The 19299-nt window shown below is 60.3% G+C and carries 15 protein-coding genes; 4 read left to right on the top strand and 11 right to left on the bottom strand.

Translation table 11 applies throughout. The features are described from left to right. Positions 1 to 172 precede the first annotated feature (172 nt). Positions 173 to 1951, top strand: coding sequence for an acyl-CoA dehydrogenase C-terminal domain-containing protein (locus tag AAEZ03_RS10580; RefSeq protein ID WP_350578351.1), 1779 nt, complete (start codon positions 173 to 175; stop codon positions 1949 to 1951). 347 nt (positions 1952 to 2298) lie between these two features. Here AAEZ03_RS10580 and AAEZ03_RS10585 read toward each other — a convergent pair whose 3' ends face one another. Next, positions 2299 to 3198, bottom strand: coding sequence for a LysR family transcriptional regulator (locus AAEZ03_RS10585; protein WP_262124206.1), 900 nt, complete (start codon positions 3196 to 3198; stop codon positions 2299 to 2301). A 228-nt stretch (positions 3199 to 3426) separates the two neighbouring features. Between AAEZ03_RS10585 and AAEZ03_RS10590 the strand changes: the two genes are divergently transcribed. Further along, a complete protein-coding gene (locus tag AAEZ03_RS10590; RefSeq protein WP_153336727.1) occupies positions 3427 to 4710 on the top strand; it encodes an aspartate aminotransferase family protein in 1284 nt (427 codons plus the stop codon). A 170-nt stretch (positions 4711 to 4880) separates the two neighbouring features. Continuing rightward, entirely contained in the window at positions 4881 to 5042 is a 162-nt protein-coding gene (locus AAEZ03_RS10595) for a YqaE/Pmp3 family membrane protein (protein ID WP_350578354.1), read from the top strand. Between the two features lie 123 nt (positions 5043 to 5165). Here the strand turns inward: AAEZ03_RS10595 and AAEZ03_RS10600 are convergent, their stop codons facing one another. The 10 genes from AAEZ03_RS10600 to AAEZ03_RS10645 all read right to left on the bottom strand — a co-directional run bounded on the left by AAEZ03_RS10600 (position 5166) and on the right by AAEZ03_RS10645 (position 16208). After that, the gene (locus AAEZ03_RS10600) at positions 5166 to 6992 is read right to left on the bottom strand and encodes a S9 family peptidase (protein WP_350578357.1); all 1827 of its coding nucleotides are present in this window, start codon (positions 6990 to 6992) and stop codon (positions 5166 to 5168) included. After that, positions 6958 to 8130, bottom strand: coding sequence for a pyrroloquinoline quinone biosynthesis protein PqqE (pqqE, locus tag AAEZ03_RS10605; RefSeq protein ID WP_048372269.1), 1173 nt, complete (start codon positions 8128 to 8130; stop codon positions 6958 to 6960). The genes AAEZ03_RS10600 and pqqE overlap by 35 nt, the downstream gene beginning before the upstream one ends. Continuing rightward, the gene (gene pqqD, locus AAEZ03_RS10610) at positions 8102 to 8377 is read right to left on the bottom strand and encodes a pyrroloquinoline quinone biosynthesis peptide chaperone PqqD (RefSeq protein ID WP_048372268.1); all 276 of its coding nucleotides are present in this window, start codon (positions 8375 to 8377) and stop codon (positions 8102 to 8104) included. The genes pqqE and pqqD overlap by 29 nt, the downstream gene beginning before the upstream one ends. After that, positions 8374 to 9126 carry a pyrroloquinoline-quinone synthase PqqC gene (gene pqqC, locus AAEZ03_RS10615; protein ID WP_048372266.1) on the bottom strand — a complete coding sequence of 251 codons (753 nt, stop codon included), beginning with the start codon at positions 9124 to 9126 and terminating at the stop codon, positions 8374 to 8376. The genes pqqD and pqqC overlap by 4 nt, the downstream gene beginning before the upstream one ends. 129 nt (positions 9127 to 9255) lie before the next feature. Next, positions 9256 to 10167, bottom strand: a complete 912-nt coding sequence (gene pqqB, locus AAEZ03_RS10620; protein ID WP_048372265.1) for a pyrroloquinoline quinone biosynthesis protein PqqB — start codon at positions 10165 to 10167, stop codon at positions 9256 to 9258. Positions 10168 to 10264: 97 nt separating this feature from the next. Next, a complete protein-coding gene (gene pqqA / locus AAEZ03_RS10625) occupies positions 10265 to 10339 on the bottom strand; it encodes a pyrroloquinoline quinone precursor peptide PqqA (protein ID WP_003422658.1) in 75 nt (24 codons plus the stop codon). 150 nt (positions 10340 to 10489) lie between these two features. Next, positions 10490 to 12928, bottom strand: a complete 2439-nt coding sequence (gene pqqF, locus AAEZ03_RS10630; RefSeq protein WP_350578361.1) for a pyrroloquinoline quinone biosynthesis protein PqqF — start codon at positions 12926 to 12928, stop codon at positions 10490 to 10492. Between the two features lie 48 nt (positions 12929 to 12976). Further along, positions 12977 to 13771, bottom strand: coding sequence for a carbon-nitrogen hydrolase family protein (locus AAEZ03_RS10635; RefSeq protein WP_350578364.1), 795 nt, complete (start codon positions 13769 to 13771; stop codon positions 12977 to 12979). 130 nt (positions 13772 to 13901) lie between these two features. Then, positions 13902 to 15584 (bottom strand): flavin monoamine oxidase family protein, encoded by a 1683-nt coding sequence (locus AAEZ03_RS10640; protein ID WP_153334265.1) that lies wholly within the window; start codon positions 15582 to 15584, stop codon positions 13902 to 13904. A gap of 171 nt (positions 15585 to 15755) precedes the next feature. Beyond that, complete coding sequence (locus AAEZ03_RS10645) at positions 15756 to 16208, bottom strand: Lrp/AsnC family transcriptional regulator (RefSeq protein WP_281852772.1); 453 nt, start codon at positions 16206 to 16208, stop codon at positions 15756 to 15758. Between the two features lie 451 nt (positions 16209 to 16659). Here AAEZ03_RS10645 and AAEZ03_RS10650 point away from each other — a divergent pair, with 451 nt between their 5' ends. Further along, positions 16660 to 19284 carry a plasma-membrane proton-efflux P-type ATPase gene (locus AAEZ03_RS10650; protein WP_350578369.1) on the top strand — a complete coding sequence of 875 codons (2625 nt, stop codon included), beginning with the start codon at positions 16660 to 16662 and terminating at the stop codon, positions 19282 to 19284. Positions 19285 to 19299: the final 15 nt, after the last annotated feature.

A 19299-nucleotide genomic window follows, 5' to 3' on the forward strand; every position in this document is an offset into this window, starting at 1 on the left:
AGCGAGCTTGCTCGCGATCTTTTAAAAGATCAAAAGATCGCGAGCAAGCTCGCTCCTACAGAATGTGACCATATGTTTATTATTGGTCACTGCTTGACCCTATGTATCGCTCGCGTCGTTAAGCTAGACTGCGTCCCACATTAATCGTCGTTTACAGATTACGAGGTTTGCCATGGCTGATTACAAAGCGCCGCTGCGTGATATGCGCTTCGTCCTCAATGAAGTGTTCGAAGTTGCGACTCTCTGGGCGCAACTGCCTGCATTGGCCGAGTCCGTTGATGCTGAAACGGTCGAAGCCATTCTCGAAGAAGCCGGCAAGGTGACCGCCAAGAGCGTCGCCCCGTTGAGCCGCGAGGCTGACGAGGAAGGCTGCCACTGGAGTGACTCCGTGGTGACCACGCCGGCCGGTTTTGTCGATGCCTATAAAACCTACGCTGAAGGCGGTTGGGTAGGCGTGGGTGGCAATCCCGATTTCGGCGGCATGGGCATGCCCAAGGCGGTATCGGCCCAGGTCGAAGAAATGATCAACTCCTCCAGCCTGGCCTTTGGCCTGTACCCGATGCTCACCTCTGGCGCCTGCGTGTCGATCAACGCTCACGCCAGCGAAGAACTCAAAGCCACTTACCTGCCCAATATGTACTCGGGCGAGTGGGCCGGTTCCATGTGCTTGACCGAGCCCCACGCCGGGACCGACCTGGGGATGATCCGCACCAAGGCCGAGCCGCAAGCTGACGGTTCGTTCAAGGTCAGCGGGACCAAGATTTTTATCACCGGTGGTGAACACGACCTCACCGAAAACATCATTCATTTAGTACTGGCCAAGCTACCGGACGCACCGGCGGGGCCTAAAGGCATTTCGCTGTTCCTGGTGCCCAAGGTGCTGGTCAACGCCGATGGCAGCCTGGGTGAGCGCAACCCGGTGTTCTGCGGCTCGATCGAACACAAGATGGGCATCAAGGCGTCGTCGACCTGCGTGATGAACTTCGATGAGGCCGTGGGTTATCTGGTGGGTGAGCCTAACCGTGGTCTGGCGGCGATGTTCACCATGATGAACTACGAGCGTCTGGGCGTGGGTATCCAGGGCCTGGCCTCGGGTGAGCGCTCGTATCAGAACGCCGTGGAATATGCCCGTGACCGCCTGCAAGGGCGCGCGGCAACCGGCGCACAGGCCAAAGACAAAGCGGCAGACCCGATCATCGTGCACGCCGACGTTCGCCGCATGCTGCTGACCATGAAGGCGTCCAACGAAGGGGGCCGTGCGTTCTCGACTTACGTGGCCAATCAGTTGGACATCGCCAAGTTCAGCGAAGATCCGACCGCCCGCGCTCGCGCTGATGGTTTGGTGGCGTTGCTGACGCCAGTCGCCAAGGCCTTCCTGACTGACTTGGGGCTGGAGACCACGGTGCACGGCCAGCAAGTGTTTGGCGGCCATGGCTACATTCGCGAGTGGGGCCAGGAGCAGTTGGTGCGTGATGTGCGCATTACGCAGATCTACGAAGGCACCAACGGCATTCAGGCGCTGGACCTGATGGGGCGCAAAATCGTCGGCAATCGCGGGGCTGACTACCGTGTATTTGCTGACGAGATCCGCCAGTTCATCGCGCAGGCCCCGGCTGACCTCAACGAGTTCACCCAGCCGTTGGCTGCTGCGCTGGACACCCTTGACCAGTTGACCGCCTGGGTACTCGACCGCGCACAACACAACCCGAATGAAATCGGCGCGGCGTCGGTTGAGTACCTGCACGTGTTCGGCTACACCGCGTATGCCTACATGTGGGCGTTGATGGCCCGTGCGGCGCAGGGTAAAGAGGCGGATGACGCGTTCTATGCCAGCAAGCTGGGCACTGCGCGCTTTTATTTCGCGCGTTTATTGCCGCGTATCCATTCGTTGAGTGCTTCGGTCAAGGCGGGCAGTGAGTCGCTGTATTTGCTGGATGAGGCCCAGTTTTAAGGTGTTTAGTCCTGTGTAAGCTTTTGCTTACATTACGTGCTGCCAATCGCCCATATCGCCAAATTGGATCCATGGGTAATCTTGGTTTCAAGGACGTAGAGCAGGAAGCTCAAAGTAACAACACGGACACGTAGGATTCCGCCAGGATGGTGGAGCGAAAAGGATGTCAGGGAAACAGTCTGCAAAACCCCGCTTAGGCGGGGTTTTCTTTTTTGTGCGCCTGAAATTTCTGTAGCCGCTGCCGAAGGCTGCGATAAGGGCCGAAGGACCTTCGCTCTTGGTTCAATGCAGGGCCGCTACGCAGCCCATCGCAGCCTGCGGCAGCGGCTACAGGGAATCGTGCAGCCTTACAGCGGCGCCTCCTGGTGTTGAATCACGTCTTCAAGCAGGCTGCGCAGTAGCCCCAGGGTGGCTTGCTGGCGCTGGACGTCGCGGCACACCAGGCCGACCTTCAGCGGTACACGGGGTTCGCTCAGGGGTTTCCAGAGCAGCGCCTGATGGTCGTTTTCATGGCGCGAGCGCCCCGGCAGCACGGTCGCCAACTTGGTGTGCAGCAAGCTGTCGAGTATCCCGGCCATGGTGTTCAACTCGGCCTGCACCTGCGGGCGACGGCCCAGGCTGGCCAGTTGGTTTTGCCAGATCTGGCGTACCTGAAACTCTTCCCCGAGCAACAACATCGGCAACTCGGCGGCCTGTGTCAGTGACACCTTCTTGAATTCACGCAACGGATGATCCGCCGGGATGACCAGTTGCAGTTCATCTTCGTACAACGGCGTGCCATGCAACCCCGGCTGGCGCGGCGGCAAATAGCTGATGCCGATGTCCAGTGAGCCATTGAGCAGGCGCCGCTCGATTTCCATGCCGGTCAATTCGTAAATCTGTACCACCAAATGCGGCTGCGCCTGGCGCACGCGCTCGAGCATTTGCGGCACCAGGCTGGTGTGCACGGTTTGCAGCACGCCAATGGCAATGGTGCGCAGCGCATGGCCCTGAAAGTTACTCAACGCTTCACGCGCACGCTGCAAGCCGTCGAGCAGCGGCAAGGCGTGGTTGTACAGCGTGTGGGCGGCCAGGGTGGGCAGCAGGCGTTTACTGCTGCGCTCGAAGAGGGTCACGTCGAGGTTGTGTTCGAGCTGGCGGATCTGCTGTGACAGCGCCGGTTGGGAGATCGACAGACGCTCGGCAGCGCGGCCCACATGGCCTTCTTCGTACACCGCGACGAAATAACGCAGTTGCTTGAAATCCATAAGTAATACTTATCGAAAATGCTTAAAAAACGAAATAGCTCAAAGGCTTGTGGGCGCCTAGTCTACGCCCGTTCCACTGGGGCTATCGAGCAAAAACGCGCGATAAACCGTACCGGTGGCGCGCTTATTTACATAGGCAAGGCTAAAAACCCGTCAGAGGTTTTAGCGCCCGGGCCGTGCCGGGGCGGTTGCAAATCGAATCTGCTTATGAACACAAGGCCTGCGTGCATGAACCTGTTTAACTTGCGTCGCCCCCAAGCCCATCTTGCTCAACCCGTGGCGGAGCCTGCCCCCGCGCACGAGAGCACCCCCGAAGCCCGCTTTTGCCTGATGCCCAGCGTAGAACGCCCGGCGCAGGTGTTTGTGCGTGGCCAGGGTTCCTGGATGTGGGACAGCGAGAGCCGTGCGTACCTCGACTTCACCCAGGGGGGGGCCGTGAACAGCCTGGGCCACAGCCCGGCGGTGCTGGTCAAGGCCATGACGGAACAAGCCCAGTCATTGATGAACCCTGGCGCAGGTTTTTATAACCGCGCCATGCTGACCCTGGCCGAGCGCTTGTGCCACAGCACGGGCAGCGATCAGGTGCACTTTTTAAACACCGGGGCCGAGGCCAACGAAGGCGCGATCAAGCTGGCGCGCAAGTGGGGCCAACTGCACCGTAACGGCGCCCACCGGATCATCACTGCAACGCGCAGCTGCCACGGTCGCAGCTTCGGCGCGATGTCGGCTTCGGGCAGCGGCACCTTCGACAACCGCTTTGAGCCGCAACTGCCAGGCTTTATCAACGTACCGTTTAACGACTTGCCTGCGCTGCACGCGGCGGTGGATGCGCAGACCGTGGCCATCATGCTGGAGCCGGTGCAGAGCGATGCGGGGGTGATTCCGGCGACCGAGCATTACCTCAAGGGCGTCGAGCGCCTGTGCCGCGAGCTGGGTATTTTGCTGATTCTGGATGAAGTCCAGACCGGCATGGGCCGCTGCGGGTCGTTGCTGGCAGAGCAGAACTACGGCGTGCGCGCCGACATCGTAACCCTGGGCAAAGGCCTGGGCGGCGGCGTGCCGTTGGCCGCATTGCTGGCCCGTGGCAAGGCATGCTGCCTGGAGCCCGGCGAGTTGGGCGGCACCCACCACGGCAACGCGTTGATGACGGCGGCCGGTGTGGCGGTGCTCGACACGATTCTGGAAAAAGATTTTCTGGCGCAAGTGCGCGACGCGGGTCAGTACCTGCGCGAAGGGCTGGGGCGACTGGCCAATAGTTATGCACAGGGTGAATTGCGCGGTCAGGGTTTGTTTTGGGGCCTGACCTTGTCGGATGACTCGGCTGAGGACGTGGTTAAAGCTGCGCTGTACGAAGGGCTGTTGATCACCGCCCCGCAGCCCAACTGCCTGCGCTTTACCCCGGCGTTGTGCGTCAGCAAAGGCAACATCGACGAGATGTTGCTGCGTCTGGCCCGGGCCTTTGCCCGCGTGCGTACGGCGCAGTTGCACTGCCGTCGTGCGGTTGCGACGTAACGCCTTCTAAAGAACCGTCTCGCGGTATAACGCGTCGCCCTGTGCCTGTTTCGTTCGGCGCGGGGCGTTTTTTTGTCTGTGGATAAGTCTGCGCTGAACCTTTTGTCGGGCCGATGAGTCGATTAAGGGTAAGGGCCGTGTGAGCCCGTTAAGGACTGGGAGCCTAGCGTATGGAATTTCTGAAGATCATCATTGCCATTTTGCTGCCGCCATTGGGCGTGTTCATGCAGGTGGGGTTTGGCGGGGCATTCTGGTTGAACATCTTGCTGACCCTGTGCGGCTACATCCCGGGGATCGTGCACGCGGTGTACATCATCGCCAAGCGTTCATAGTCCCCAACCTGTAGCCGCTGCCGCAGGCTGCGATAAGGGCCGCAGGACCTTCGCTTTCTATTCAAATGCAGGGCCGCTACGCAGCCCATCGCAGCCTGCGGCAGCGGCTACAGGGTTGCACGGTTATTGGTTTAGCAGTTCGTTGTAGAACAGCCATTCGTGCTCGAGCGCGTGGGCCTGGTTGCTGGCTTTGCGAAAGCCGTGGCGTTCTTGCGGGTAGTAATACGCTTTGGCCGGGATGCCGTTGTCTTCCAGGGCCTTGAGCATGTCGCGGGTTTGCTGTGGCACAACCACGGCGTCCAGTTCACCTTGAAAGAAGATCACCGGCACGCGGATTTGCCCGGCGTGCAGTAACGGTGTGCGCGCTGCGTAACGCTCGGCATCGCGCACAGGGTCGCCGATCAGCCAGTCGAGGTAGTCGCCTTCAAACTTGTGGGTGCTGCGCGTCAGTGCAATCGGGTCGCTGACGCCATACAGGCTGGCACCGCCACGGAATACGTCTTTGAACGCCAGCGCACACAGGGTGGTGTAGCCCCCCGCGCTGCCGCCGCGAATAAAGGCTTTTTCGCCATCAATCAGCCCTTGCCCGGCCAGGTAGCTGACCACCGCGCAGGCATCTTCAACGTCCACTTCGCCCCATTTCAGGTGCAAGGCTTGCCGATAGTCGCGGCCATAGCCGGTGCTGCCCCGGTAGTTGAGGTCGGCCACGGCAAAGCCGCGCTGGGTCCAGTACTGAATGCGCGGGTCGAGCATTGGGTAGCAGGCGGATGTCGGGCCGCCGTGCACGAAAACCACCAAGGGCGGTTTAACCTCGCCGTGCATCGCCGGGTAGAAGAAGCCGTGGGCTTCGCCGTTGCCGGACGGGTAACGCAAGGTCTGCGGGCGGCTGATCTGTGCGGCGGGCAACGGTGCCACGCCACCGGCCAGCACGCGGACCTGTTTGTCGCTGCGGCGAATGCGCAGGATCGCCGACGGGCTGACGGGGGAGGCGGCGATGCAATAGAGATAGGCATTATCCAGCGCCAGGCAGCGAAACCGGCTGTAGTCGCCGGTGAAGTCTTCGACGCTGCCGTCAGCCGCGTGAATGCCCAAGCGTCCGAAACCGGCCTCGGTCCAGGTCGCCAAGTAGCTCTGTTCGCCCAGCGGCAGCCAGGTCCGGCCGCCCAGTTGCCAAGGTGCAGGGGCGTGGTCGGCCGCTGCGCTTTGCGCGGGCACCAGGCCTTCGCCCGACTCGGACCACGGCTGCCAGAAGCCGCCGCGATCGGTCAGGCAGTACAGGCGGTTGTGTTCGTCAAAGCGCGGCTGTTGCAGAGACTCTTCGCTCAGGTCCCCGGCAATGCAGTGCGCGGGGTTCCACTGGCCTTGGTGATGGCCTTCGGCGAGCATCAGGCGGGTTGAGGTCCAGGGTTGATGCGGGCGGCTCCACTCAATCCAGGCCAGGCGCTGGCCGTCCGGGCTGAGGGTGGGGGCGGCGTAAAAGTCGGCGCCTTCGGCCAGCACCTGGCGCTGGCGGGTGGCCAGGTCGATGCTGACCAGCCGGTGCTGCGCGGCGTCTTCTTCTACCGCCCAAATGCGGCCGTGGGCAAACTGCACGTCGCCGTAGCGGCAAGTGCCGTGGGTCAGCGCGTGCGGTGCGCTGCCGTCCAGGGCCTGTTGGTACAGTTGCTGATCGGTTTCGTTGACGAACACCACGCCGTCATCGCTAAGGCAAAAAGCCCCCCCGCCGTATTCATACACCCGGCTGCTTACGCTGAAGGTGGCGGGAGTCAGGCAATGCGCCTGCTCATCGCGCCAGTGCCAAATGCGGCAGGTGCCTTCTTGTGGGCGGTATTCGTTCCAGAACAGGCCGTGGGGGCCGACCCGCAGTTCGGCGAAATCGACACCGGCGGCAACGGCGAGGGCGGCGCTGAAAGGTTCAGCCTTTTGCGATGAGGCGTGAGTTTCGTTCATTTCTGAAGGCCAATTGTTCGATGGTCTGGGTGGCGTGCTCGGCTTCTTCGCGCGCCTTGAGAATCAGGTCGTGTTGCGGCGATTTACTGCACACCGGGTCCGCGTTGCTGGCGTCTCCGGTGAGCATAAAGGCTTGGCAACGGCAGCCGCCGAAGTCCTTTTCTTTCTCGTCGCACGAGCGGCAAGGCTCGGGCATCCAGTCATAGCCTCGAAAACGATTGAAGCCGAACGAGTCGTACCAGATGTGTTGCATGCTGTGGTCACGCACGTTAGGGAACTCGACCGGCATTTGTCTAGCTCCGTGGCACGGCAAGGCGGTGCCGTCCGGGGTCACGGTGAGGAAGATGCTGCCCCAGCCGTTCATGCAGGCTTTTGGCCGCTCTTCGTAGTAGTCCGGGGTGACGAAGATCAGCTTGCACGGGTGGCCTTGTGCTTCGAGTTTGGCGCGGTATTCGTTGGTGATGCGCTCGGCGCGTACCAATTGCTCTTTGGTCGGCAGCAGGCCGACCCTGTTGAGCTGCGCCCAGCCGTAGAACTGGCAGGTCGCCAGCTCGACAAAGTCGGCTTCGAGGGCGATGCACAGCTCGATGATGCGGTCGATTTTGTCGATGTTGTGCCGATGGGTGACGAAGTTCAGCACCATCGGGTAGCCGTGGGCTTTGACCGCGCGGGCCATTTCGAGCTTTTGCGCGAAGGCCTTTTTCGAGCCCGCGAGCAGGTTGTTCACTTGCTCGTCGCTGGCCTGGAAGCTGATCTGGATATGGTCCAGCCCGGCCTTTTTGAAGTCGCTGATTTTTTGCTCAGTGAGACCGATGCCGGAGGTGATCAGGTTGGTGTAAAAACCCAGTTTGCGGGCCTCGCCGATCAGCTCGGCCAAGTCCTGACGCACCAGCGGCTCGCCGCCTGAAAACCCCAATTGCGCCGCACCCATTTCCCGCGCTTCACGAAACACTTTGACCCATTGCTCGGTGCTCAGCTCTTTGCCTTGCTGGGCGAAGTCCAGCGGGTTGGAGCAATACGGGCATTGCAGCGGGCAGCGATACGTCAGCTCGGCGAGCAGCCACAGCGGCAGGCCGACCTCGGGTTTGGGCGGCAGCGCCAGCGGTCTGTCAGACAAGTTCGATCCAGTGCTGTGCACGTGCGACCTCCATAAATTGCTCGATGTCATCACCCAGCTCCGGCACGCCGGGGAACTGCGCGTCCAGTGCGGCGATGATCGCCGCCACGTCGCGCTCGCCGTCGATCAGGCCACCGATCAGGGCCGCACTCTCGTTGAGTTTGATCATGCCTTCGGGGTAGAGCAGCACATGGCCTTTTTGCGCGGGTTCGTACTGAAAACGATAGCCCTGGCGCCAGGTCGGGGTTTTGCTGCGATCGAAACTCATAGGGCGATTCCTTTGTGCCAGACACGTTGGTCGGTCACGCTGTGATAGGGCGGGCGGTCCAGCTCGTAGGCCATGGTCATGGCGTCGAGCATGCTCCACAAAATGTCCAGTTTGAACTGGAGAATCTCAAGCATGCGTTGCTGACCCGCGTAGGTGGTGTAGTGCTGCAAGGTGATCGCCAGGCCATGCTCAACGTCGCGGCGGGCCTGGCCCAGGCGGGTGCGGAAGTATTCATAACCGGCCGGGTCGATCCACGGGTAATGCTGCGGCCAGCTGTCGAGGCGTGACTGGTGGATCTGTGGGGCAAACATTTCGGTCAGCGAGCTGCTGGCGGCTTCTTCCCACGTGGCGCGACGTGCGAAGTTGACGTAGGCGTCGACCGCAAAGCGCACGCCGGGCAGCACCAGTTCCTGGGAACGCAGTTGGTCCGGGTCCAGACCCACGGCCTGGCCCAGGCGCAGCCAGGCTTCGATGCCACCGTCTTCGCCGGGGGCGCCGTCGTGGTCGAGCAGGCGCTGGATCCACTCGCGGCGGACTTCGCGGTCCGGGCAGTTGGCCAGGATGGCGGCGTCTTTGAGCGGGATGTTGACCTGGTAATAGAAGCGGTTGGCGACCCAGCCCTGGATCTGTTCGCGGGTCGCGCGCCCTTCATACATCGCCACCTGATACGGGTGATAGATGTGGTAATACGCGCCTTTGGCCCGCAGCGCGGCTTCGAACTCGGCAGTGGAGAGTGGGGCTTGGGTCATGGTGCCTCCAGATAAATTGTTTTTGTAGCCGCTGCCGCAGGCTGCGATAAGGGCCGAAGGCCCTTCATAAAAGCGGGGCCGCTGCGCAGCCCATCGCAGCCTGCGGCAGCGGCTACAGAGTTTTGCCTTTTACAACTCGATGCTCATGCCGTCAAAGGCCACTTCAACGCCCCGGCGGGCCAGTTCGGCGCGCTCGGCGGAGTCTTCGTCGAGGATCGGGTTGGTGTTGTTGATGTGGATCAGCACCTTGCGCTGCTCGGGCAATTGCTCCAGCACTTCGAGCATGCCGCCGGGGCCGTTTTGTGCCAGATGGCCCATTTCACGGCCGGTGCGGGTGCCCACGCCACGGCGTTGCATTTCGTCGTCGTCCCACATCGTGCCGTCCACCAGCAGGCAATCGCTGCCCGCCATGATGTCCAGCAACGGCGCGTCGACCTTGCCCAGCCCCGGCGCGTAGAACAGCTTGCCGCCGGTGCGCAGGTCTTCAACGATCAGGCCGATGTTGTCACCCGGATGTGGGTCGAAGCGGTGCGGCGAGTAAGGCGGCGCAGCACTGCGCAACGGCAGCGGGCTGAAACGCAGGTTCGGGCAGGCCGGGATGGTGAACGAGCCGTGCAACTCGATGCGGTTCCAGTTCAGGCCGCCGTTCCAGTGCTTGAGCATGTTGAACAGCGGGAAGCCGGTGCTCAGGTCTTCGTGGACCATGTCGGTGCACCACACCTCGTGCGGGCAGCCTTCGCGCAGGCTGAGCAGGCCGGTGGTGTGGTCGATCTGGCTGTCCATCAAAATAATGGCGCTGATGCCGGTGTCACGCAGGGCGCGGCCCGGTTGCATCGGGGCGAAGCTCTGGAGTTGCGCGCGGATGTCGGGCGAGGTGTTGCACAGCACCCAGTTGACGCCATCGTCAGAGATCGCAATCGAGGATTGGGTGCGTGCTTTGGCGTTCAGGCTGCCATCGCGAAAACCCGCGCAGTTCACGCAGTTACAGTTCCACTGTGGAAAACCACCGCCGGCGGCGGAACCTAAAATCTGGACAAACATGGCGTGTTCTCTTGCAAATCTGAAAATAAAAACGCCCCGGCGAGCCGAGGCGTTGGGTTGCTCTGCTCAACTCTTGATAACCAAGAGCCGGGACAGATCAACGGCTTGCGAAGTACATGGTCACTTCAAAGCCAATACGCAGGTCGGTGTAAGCAGGTTTAGTCCACGACATAGGGTGTCTCCTTCAGCGGTTGGTGGGGTGTCTCTGGGTTAGTCCCTCTCCCGAAGGAGTGGTTCTGACAACTTGGACGGCTATGTTACTAAAATTGTCTGTTGCTGAGCGCTCTATGTCGGAGAAAGCTCATTACGCGGTTGGTAAAAATCAGCTTTGTCCGAGAAAAAACGTTTCAGTTGCGGGCTGGGTAGCCAGACACAGCCAAGCGCACTCAGGCTGATTAATCTGCTGAGCTGCCTGCAGTGTAGTCCGTGGATCCAGCCTTATAAGCGCGGTATAGAGCGCTTTCAAGTCGTCCGACGGGTGGCCCCCCATTTTTGCTTGCCACAGCAGTTCACTCGCTTGAGCCCCGCTCAATGACTCGGGCAAAAACTGCTGCGCCAAGGCATCTCTCGCCTGGATGAAGGTTGTTTCATCCAGTGTCGTGATGAGCGTCGGCAATTGAGCCAGGAATGCGCGGATGTGCTCGAAGATGTCTGCCACGGGGGCGTGAGGCGATTGCACGCCGAACAGCAGGCCGGTTTGCCCATTGAGCTGGCGCAGCCCGCTGAACACCGCGTAGCCCAATTGCTGCTCAACCCGCAGTTGTTGATAGAACGGCGTGCTTGCCAACTGGGCGAGCAAACGCCACGCGGCCTCGGCCGCCAGATCACTAGCGGGTGCCGGGCAGAACAGCAGCACGGCGTGTTCACTGGAATCGCAGGGTTCTGTGACCCAGCGCCGTTGGGTCGAGTGCGCGGCCGTTGGCAAGTGCGCGTCCGGCGTGCCGGGGGCTTTGTTCAAGGCGGCGCTGATCAAGGGCTGCGTGGCCGCAGGCAGGCCGAGCGCGAGGCCGTCCCAGCGTGAAGCCGCCCAGCCTTGGCTGGCATCGCTCAAGGTGGCGTCGGTGGCAGGCTGACTGCATTGCGGCAGGCGTTTAAGTAACTGGCGAATCGGCATCAACGGCGCCGCTGGCGAGGTGCCCGGCGGCGCGTCCGGTGTTTCAAGGGCGCGCCAAGCGTGCTCCAGAATGGCGGGCATCGGCGTGTGAAAGCCCTGCATTTTCAGCTGCCAGTCATGGCCTGAAGCACTGCATGACAGTTCGACCCCGGCCTCGCGGGCATCCTGTTGCAGCGGGCGCAGGCGGTTCTCCAGTGCGAGCAGCAAGCTGTCGGCCGGGCTGGCCGGCAAGCGCCAACGCAGGTAAACCGCAGCCTCTTGGCCGGTGGCGGGCAGGTCTGCGCTGAAGCTCATGGCCGAATGGTCGCGACGGCTGCGCAAGCGGTCTTGGGCAAAGGTGCGCAAGCCCCGGTGAGCGCTGGTCTGGCCACGGATCAATCCCGCATTGGCTGGCTTTTCGGGGGCGCTCAAAAACGGGTTGGGCGGTGGCAACTGCCAGGCGTGGCCAGCGGCCGGTTGCGCCGGGGGTAGCATCTGTTGCAGCACGCCGGCGAGCGCTGCTATGGCTTGATCTGACAACCTAGGTACACGTTGCTCACAATCAGCGCGGGCCAGTTCCAGCGCGCTGCTGACCTCCAACTGACGCTGGCGCAGCCACTGGAATTCGTTGCGCAGGGCGGGATGGTGTTGTTGCGTGCTGAAATAGGCCAGCCAGTCGTAAAACGCGTCGCGCACGGTCGTGGCGTTTTGCGTCATGTTGCCCGCCGCGCTGAAGGTGATGTGCAGCAGCGCCTGGCCCTCGAACTGGTACAGCGTCTCGGCTTTCAGGCCGGTGCACAGTTGCTGCTCGCGCAGGCAGGCGATAAGGCCTCCCGGCTTGTCGGCATTGATCCAGCGGCACAAAAAGTCCAGCGCCGTGCTGGAGGCCTCGGGCAGTTGTTCGAAGGCGAACAGCAGGTTCAGGTGTTGGTCGTCGAGTTGCTGGTACACGGTTTCGCCGTTTGGCAGCAAGGCTGGTGGGCGGGTTTGCGCCTGTGATGGGCCTGCTGCGAAGGGTTCGGTATAGCGCTCGGCCAGGGTTAGCAGTTCGTCTTCGGGCACCGGGCCGACCAGGCTCAGGCTGATGTTGCCGGCGTGATAAAACGTTCGGTAAAAATCGTGCAGGGCTTGCTGAAATGCAGGGCGCTGGATCGGCAGGCTGTAGCGATTACCGGCGTGAAAAGCCCGCAGCGGGTGAGCCGGGTTCAGCGGCTGGAGCAATTCGAACTGGCGCCGGGCCGATGGCTCACGGGCCCAGGCGATAAATTCTGCGTGCAGCACTTCACGTTCGCGCAGTTGCTCCGCCGGGTTCATGCGTGGCTGAGCGAGCATGTCGCACAAACGCGCCAGGCCGCCTTCGAAGGCGGCCACCGGCAGTTCAAAAAAGAAGTCGGTATGGCGCTCGCTGGTGCGGGCGTTGACCTGGCCGCCGTGGCGTTGCACGTAGGCCATCAGGTTATCGGCGGCGGGGTAGCGCTCGGTGCCGAGGAACAACAGGTGTTCGAGAAAGTGCGCCAGCCCGGGCCAGGCGGCTGGCACGTCGTGGCTGCCTGCGTGAACCCGTAAAAACGCCGCACAGCGCTTGAGGCGCGGCGCGTGGCGCATTGAAAGAGTCAGGCCGTCAGTGAGGGTCAAACGGCGGGCTTGGGAGGGGTTCAGCGCAGACATGGGCATTTCCGGAACAGAGATGCCCACATGCTAGCGGATTACGGGCGATCAGCGCTTGCTCAGCGGGGTGTAAAGTTCGGGGCGGCGATCAGCCAGGTAGAAGTTGCCGGTGCGGGCATCCTCCAATTGTTGGCTGTCGAGGGTGGCGGTAATCAGGGTTTCGTCCTGCTCGGCCACGGCGATTTGCTGGCCGTTGGGGGCGCTAATGCTGCTTTGCCCGCAGTAATGGACGTTGCCTTCGTGCCCGCAATAGTTGGCGTAGGCCACATAGCACTGGTTTTCGAAGGCCCGGCTACGCACGGTAACCTCGGCGATAAAGTCGTACGGCGCCATATTGGCGGTGGGGACGACGATCAGCTCGGCCCCGGCGAGGGCCAGACGGCGGGTGTTTTCGGGGAATTCGAGGTCGTAGCAAATCAGCAGGCCGAGTTGCCAGCCATTCAGTTCGAACACCGGAAAGGCGTCCGGGCCGGGGCTGAACATGTCGCGGTCGAGTTGGCCGAACAGATGGGTTTTGCGGTAGTTGCACAGGCTTTTGCCGTGGCTGTCGATCACCTGCACGCTGTTGTAGATGTGCCCGTCAAGGTCGCGCTCGGGGTAGCCGTAGGCAATCGCGATGCCGGTGTTTTGCGCCAGTTCGGCAATCTGCAGCGCGGCGTCGCCGTCAGAGGGCTGGGCCAGATCGGCCACCGCTTTGGCGCCAATGTTGTAGCCCGTGAGGAACATTTCGGGGAGGACCAGCAAGTCAATGTCCTGGGCCTGTGAAGCAACGGAAGCCAGGCGCTGGAGGTTGCCTGCCACGTCGAGTGGCAAGGGCTGGCATTGGTAAAGGGCGATGCGCATGGTGGCTCTCCTTATTCACTATCCCTGTGGGAGCGGGCTTGCTCGCGATGCAGGCGACGCGGACTAGCTCAGTGACCGCGTTGATGCCATCGCGAGCAAGCCCGCTCCCACAGTCGGATTTATGTAACGGTCAGTCCGGCAAGGCAATCGGGCCGATGTCGTGGAAGACATCGCCGGGGCCCGGGTTGTCGGCGTGGGTGCTGCCGCCGAAGTGGGTCATGATGCCCCAGACCGCGTTCAACGACGTTTGCACCGCGCCTTCAACCCAGGCCGGTGTCCATGAGACATCATCGCCGGCAATAAAAATCCCGCGCTGTTCGCCGGGCAGGTCTTGCTGCATGAAATGCGCGTACATACGCTGGTTGTATCGGTAGTGACCCGGCAGCGCACCTTTGAAGGCGCCAAGGAAATGCGGGTCGGCTTCCCACGACACGGTGATCGGGTCGCCGATGATGCGGCTGGCGATGTCGACCTTCGGGTAGATCTTTTTCAGCGAGTCGAGGGCCAGCTTGACGCGTTTTTCCACCGGGTGCGGGAGCATTTTCAGTGCATCGCTCATCCATGAGTACGACAGGCAAATCACCCCCGGCTTGTCGTCGCCGTTGTCGAACAGGTAGGTACCACGGGTCAGGCGGTCGGTGAGGGTCATGCTCATCAGGTCGCGGCCGGTGTCCGGGTCTTTGTCTTTCCAGAACGGGCGGTCGACCATGACGAAGGTTTTTGACGACTGCATGTAACGGGTACGGTCCAGCGCCATCCACACCTTTTGTGAGAACAGCGATTCTTCGCAGTCGATTTGCGTGGTCAGCAACCAGCTTTGGCACGTCACCAACACGGCTTCGTGGGTGCGGGTGACGCCGAGGTTGTCGGTGACCGAGAACTGCCCGTCGGCGGCACGGGAAATGGCTTTGACCCCGGTGCGCGGCGCGCCGCGATGCAGCGAGCGCAGGCTGGTGCCTTCAGGCCAATGGGCGCAACGCTCTGGCACATGGCTCCAGATGCCCAGCGGCACTTGCTCGACGCCGCCCACTACGAGGTGCTGGTGGTCGTCGCAGTTGGTCATCACCACGCGGAAAATTTCCAGCATCGAGTTGGGGAAGTCCGAGTCCCAGCCGCCGGTGCCAAACCCGACCTGACCAAACACTTCGCGGTGCTGGAAAGACAACTTGGCGAAGGCTTTGGAGGTGGCGACAAAGTCATAGAAGGTGCGGTCGTCCCACAACGGAACCAAGGTATTCCACAGCTCTTTCAGGCGCGGCACGTCGCGGTCGCGGATGGCTTGTTGAATATCGCCAAAGCGCGAGCCTTCCTCCAGCGCGTCTGCCCAGGCGTCAGCCACTTCCTGGAACAGGGCGGGTAGATCCGCCAGCTTTTGTGCGTAAAAGGTCTGGCCTTCGAGGTCGATGACGGTGCTGCCGGACGCGGGTGTCAGCGGGTTGGGGAACGGTTTGGTTTCCAGCCCCAGCTTGTCGACGTAATGGTAAAACGCGGTGGAAGACACCGGAAAACGCATGCCGCCCAGCTCGGCAATCACCCCTTCGCTGCCCTCGAAGGCTTGTGAACGCAGGCGCCCGCCCATCTTCGACGCTTCATAGACCACGGGCTTGAGGCCCAGCTTCATCAGCTCGTAAGCGGCCACCATGCCCGCCATCCCGGCGCCGACAATCGCCACCTCAGCGCCCAGCTTATTGGCCGGAATACTGCCCAGCCCGGCCGGGTGTTCGATCCAGTCATCAAAGGCAAAGGGGAAGTCGGGGCCGAAAATTGTGATCGGTTTTTTGCCGTCGGCAGGGTGGCGATTGTTCTTGTTCATGGCTGACCTTACTGGGCGACTCGCGTTACACGTGAGTATAGGAAAAGACAGCCGCCAGTTTAGGGAGCGCGGAACACGGTAATAAGACGCAAAGTGTCGTCGTTATGACATTTGTTTAGTCAATATGACGAATCTTGCTGACAGAGTGATGTGTGGCGCAGGCATAACGCCTTAGCCGCGGTCGACCTTGCTGCTGAGAATGATCGAGGTGGTGGTTTTTTCGACCCCGTCGACGCTGCCGATCTGATCGAGCAACTGGTCCAGTTGCTCGGGGGATTCGCTGCGCAGCCAGGCCACGTAATCGAACTCGCCACTCACGGCGCACAACTGTTGCACCTGGGCCATGCTGCTCAGACGCCGCACCACCTCTTTGCCGGAGCGCGGCTGTACGGTAATCCCGACATAGGCTTGCAGCCCGCCATCCACCAGGCGCTGGCTCAAACGCACACCATACCCGGTGATGACCTTGGTTTTCTCCAGCCGCGCCAGACGCGACGTCACCGTGGTGCGCGCAATCCCCAACTGCCGCGCCAGCATCGCCACACTCTCACGCGCATTAAGCTGCAAGGCCGCGATTAATTGGCGATCGATATCATCCAGTGCGGGCGGGTGGGTATCAGGCACAGGAAGGCTCCGGTGTGGGCAGGGTGGGGCAGGTAGGGTAAGGGACAGGCCGGGTCTTCTCAACCGCCAAAAATCTGGCCCGGCAGTGTTGAAATTGATGAACGTTGATCTACGCTTGCCCGAAGATGCGGGGCGTTACATGAAGTGTGACAATCTGACTATTATCATAAAAAATAATAGGTTTATCTAAAACACGCAAAAAACCAATCCATTTTGATACTCAGTCAAGATTGGATAAAACTTAGTTGCGCCGGTTATACGTTAATAAAGTGGTTTGATGGTCGTTATTTAAGCAGGTCAGTCGTTAATAGCAATTCTGCAGTCATGGATTATGCAGAGCGGCTTTATTACGGACCTTAGGATAGATATATGAGTGCGCAACTTTATCGGGTTGCGACACTGAAAGTTTGAGAGTGCTGAATAAGCGAGAGCCGTCTAAGAGGGTAAGGGAATGTCCGACATAACATTGGCAGGCGATGGGTCTACAAGCAGTGACCCGGTAAAAAAAGCTAGCTCGCCCAGTTCGTCCAGCTCTTCTAACGCCAAGCCGGCGCGACTGGATGCTGAGGGTATCAAGAAAGAAATAAGCCAACTCAACAGTTCGCCAGAAGGCCTTAGTTCGGCAACGGCCAAGAGCCTTCTTGAAAAGTATGGGCCGAACGCTATTGTCGCCAAAGAAGACAGTCGCTGGAAAAAACTGCTCGGTTATTTCTGGGGGCCTATTCCGTGGATGATTGAAATAGCGGCACTTATTTCGTTGGCGCGTCAGGACTGGCCAGACTTCATCGTGATTACCGGCCTGCTGCTTTACAACGCGGCTGTCGGTTTTTGGCAGGACAACAAAGCCGCCAGTGCACTGGCGGCGCTGAAGAAAGGTTTGGCACTTAAAGCCCATGCCAAGCGTGATGGGAAGTTGCAAACCATCGATGCGGCCGAACTGGTGCCGGGGGATGTGGTGACGGTGTCCGGTGGGGAGATTTTGCCCGCCGATTTGCTGTTGATCGACGGCGCTTATTTGTCGGTGGATCAGGCGGCGTTGACGGGTGAGTCTTTACCTGTATCGAAGATGGTCGGTGACAGCGGTTACTCCGGCTCTATCGCGCGGCAAGGTTCGATGACCGGTATTGTCACGTCAACCGGTAACAATACGTTCTTTGGACGCACGGCCAAGTTGGTGGCCAGTGCGGGTGCCAAGTCCCACGCCGAACAAGCGGTACTGCGTATCGGGGATTTCCTTATTATCCTCGCGGCCATTCTGGCGCTGATTCTGGTCGGCACGCAGTTATACAAAGACATTGTTGTGCAAGGGCATTGGGCGTGGTCTGAGGCCGGTGATATTGCGCAGTTTGTGTTGGTGTTGCTGATCGCTTCGGTACCGGTGGCCATGCCAGCGGTGATGTCCGTCACCATGGCGCTGGGGGCGTTGGCGTTATCCAAACAAAAGGCCATTGTTTCGCGGTTGTCGGCCATTGAGGAGCTGGCCGGGGTTGATGTGTTGTGCTCCGATAAAACCGGGACGCTGACGCAAAACCACCTGACCGTTGATAGCGCGATCCCTTTTGACCCTAAAACAACCCCCGACGAAGTGATTCTGGGCGCGGCGTTGGCGTGCCAGCCGGAAAGTACGGATGCCATTGACCAGGCTGTATTGAGTGCGCTGAAAGATAAAAAATCGCTGGATGGCTTTAAACAAGTCAGCTTCACGCCTTTTGACCCGGTCAATAAAAAGACCTTGGCGGTGGTGCAAGACGCTTCGCAAAAGCAGACGTCCTATGCCAAAGGGGCGCCGCAAGTGATCGCTACGTTGTGCGGTATCAGTGAGACCTCCAGCGATGATCCGCGCTCCAAGGCTTACTTTGGCAAAGTCAGCGAACTGGCCAGCCATGGCACGCGCGCACTCGGTGTTGCACGCTCGGATGATGGCGGCAAAACCTGGGACCTCCTGGGCTTGCTGGCGTTGCTCGATCCGCCACGCCCTGACGCTAAAGAAACCATTGCCCAGGCACGTGCGCTGGGCCTGTCGGTGAAGATGGTGACGGGCGATGACGTGGCGATTGGTTCCGAAATCTCCCGGCAACTGGGGCTTGGGACGCATCTTTTGGTTGCTGATCAGGTGTTCCCTAAAGATACGGACAACAACCATATTCCGATTGATGCGGCCCGTGCAGTTGAGGCCGCCGACGGGTTTGGGCGCGTGTTCCCGGAGAACAAATACCAGATCGTTAAAGCGCTGCAAGAGCGTAATCACATTGTTGCAATGACAGGGGATGGTGTTAACGACGCCCCGGCCTTGAAACAGGCTGAATGCGGTATTGCGGTGTCGGGTGCAACGGACGCGGCAAGATCGGCCGCCGCGCTGATTTTGACCGCCCCGGGGTTATCCACGATTGTGAATGCCATTGAAGAAGCGCGGGCTATCTTCGAGCGTATTACCTCGTATGTGTACTACCGGATTGCGATGACGATTTGCATCATGTTTGTGGTGGTGCTGTCTTATTTGGTGTTCGGCGTGCGTCCGTTGACCGCCATCATGATTGTGGTACTGGCGTTGCTGGATGATATTCCGATCATGACCATCGCCTATGACAACGTCAGAATAGCCAAGAAACCGGTGCGGTGGGATATGCACCGAATCATCATATTCTCTTCACTGATGGGGTTGATGGCACTGGCGCAGAGCTTTGGTCTTGTTCTGATCTCGATGTACTGGATGAACAACGCAGAACTGATGCATGTGTTTGCACTCGACCTGAGTCATCTACAGACCATGTTGTTCTTGCAGTTGGCAGCGGGCGGCCACTTGTTGCTGTTTGTGGTGCGTAACCGTAACAGCGTGTTCAAACCACCGTTCCCGTCGTTGCCGCTGTTGTTGGCGGTTATCGGTACGCAGATTGTCGCGGTATTTATTTGTGCCTTCGGTATTTTCGTCCCGGCTATTTCGTGGGAACTGATCGGCGTTGTCTGGGTGTACGTCCTTGTCTGGATGGTGATCATCGATATCGTGAAGTTGATCTACTTCTCCGTCGTCGACAAGCGTGAAAAACAAAGCGAAAACCTGACTAAAGCCATCGCATGATTAGGGAAGCCAGAC

The sequence above is a fragment of the Pseudomonas sp. HY2-MNA-CIBAN-0224 genome (assembly GCF_040310285.1).
Classification (GTDB): Bacteria; Pseudomonadota; Gammaproteobacteria; order Pseudomonadales; family Pseudomonadaceae; genus Aquipseudomonas; species Aquipseudomonas helleri.

Bases quoted from the DNA above. Each gene is read 5' to 3' on its own strand.
- AAEZ03_RS10580 (WP_350578351.1), top strand. From the start codon at position 173: ATGGCTGATTACAAAGCGCCGCTGCGTGATATGCGCTTCGTCCTCAAT.
- AAEZ03_RS10585 (WP_262124206.1), bottom strand. From the start codon at position 3,198: ATGGATTTCAAGCAACTGCGTTATTTCGTCGCGGTGTACGAAGAAGGC.
- AAEZ03_RS10590 (WP_153336727.1), top strand. From the start codon at position 3,427: ATGAACCTGTTTAACTTGCGTCGCCCCCAAGCCCATCTTGCTCAACCC.
- AAEZ03_RS10595 (WP_350578354.1), top strand. From the start codon at position 4,881: ATGGAATTTCTGAAGATCATCATTGCCATTTTGCTGCCGCCATTGGGC.
- AAEZ03_RS10600 (WP_350578357.1), bottom strand. From the start codon at position 6,992: ATGAACGAAACTCACGCCTCATCGCAAAAGGCTGAACCTTTCAGCGCC.
- pqqD (WP_048372268.1), bottom strand. From the start codon at position 8,377: ATGAGTTTCGATCGCAGCAAAACCCCGACCTGGCGCCAGGGCTATCGT.
- pqqC (WP_048372266.1), bottom strand. From the start codon at position 9,126: ATGACCCAAGCCCCACTCTCCACTGCCGAGTTCGAAGCCGCGCTGCGG.
- pqqB (WP_048372265.1), bottom strand. From the start codon at position 10,167: ATGTTTGTCCAGATTTTAGGTTCCGCCGCCGGCGGTGGTTTTCCACAG.
- pqqF (WP_350578361.1), bottom strand. From the start codon at position 12,928: ATGTCTGCGCTGAACCCCTCCCAAGCCCGCCGTTTGACCCTCACTGAC.
- AAEZ03_RS10635 (WP_350578364.1), bottom strand. From the start codon at position 13,771: ATGCGCATCGCCCTTTACCAATGCCAGCCCTTGCCACTCGACGTGGCA.
- AAEZ03_RS10640 (WP_153334265.1), bottom strand. From the start codon at position 15,584: ATGAACAAGAACAATCGCCACCCTGCCGACGGCAAAAAACCGATCACA.
- AAEZ03_RS10650 (WP_350578369.1), top strand. From the start codon at position 16,660: ATGTCCGACATAACATTGGCAGGCGATGGGTCTACAAGCAGTGACCCG.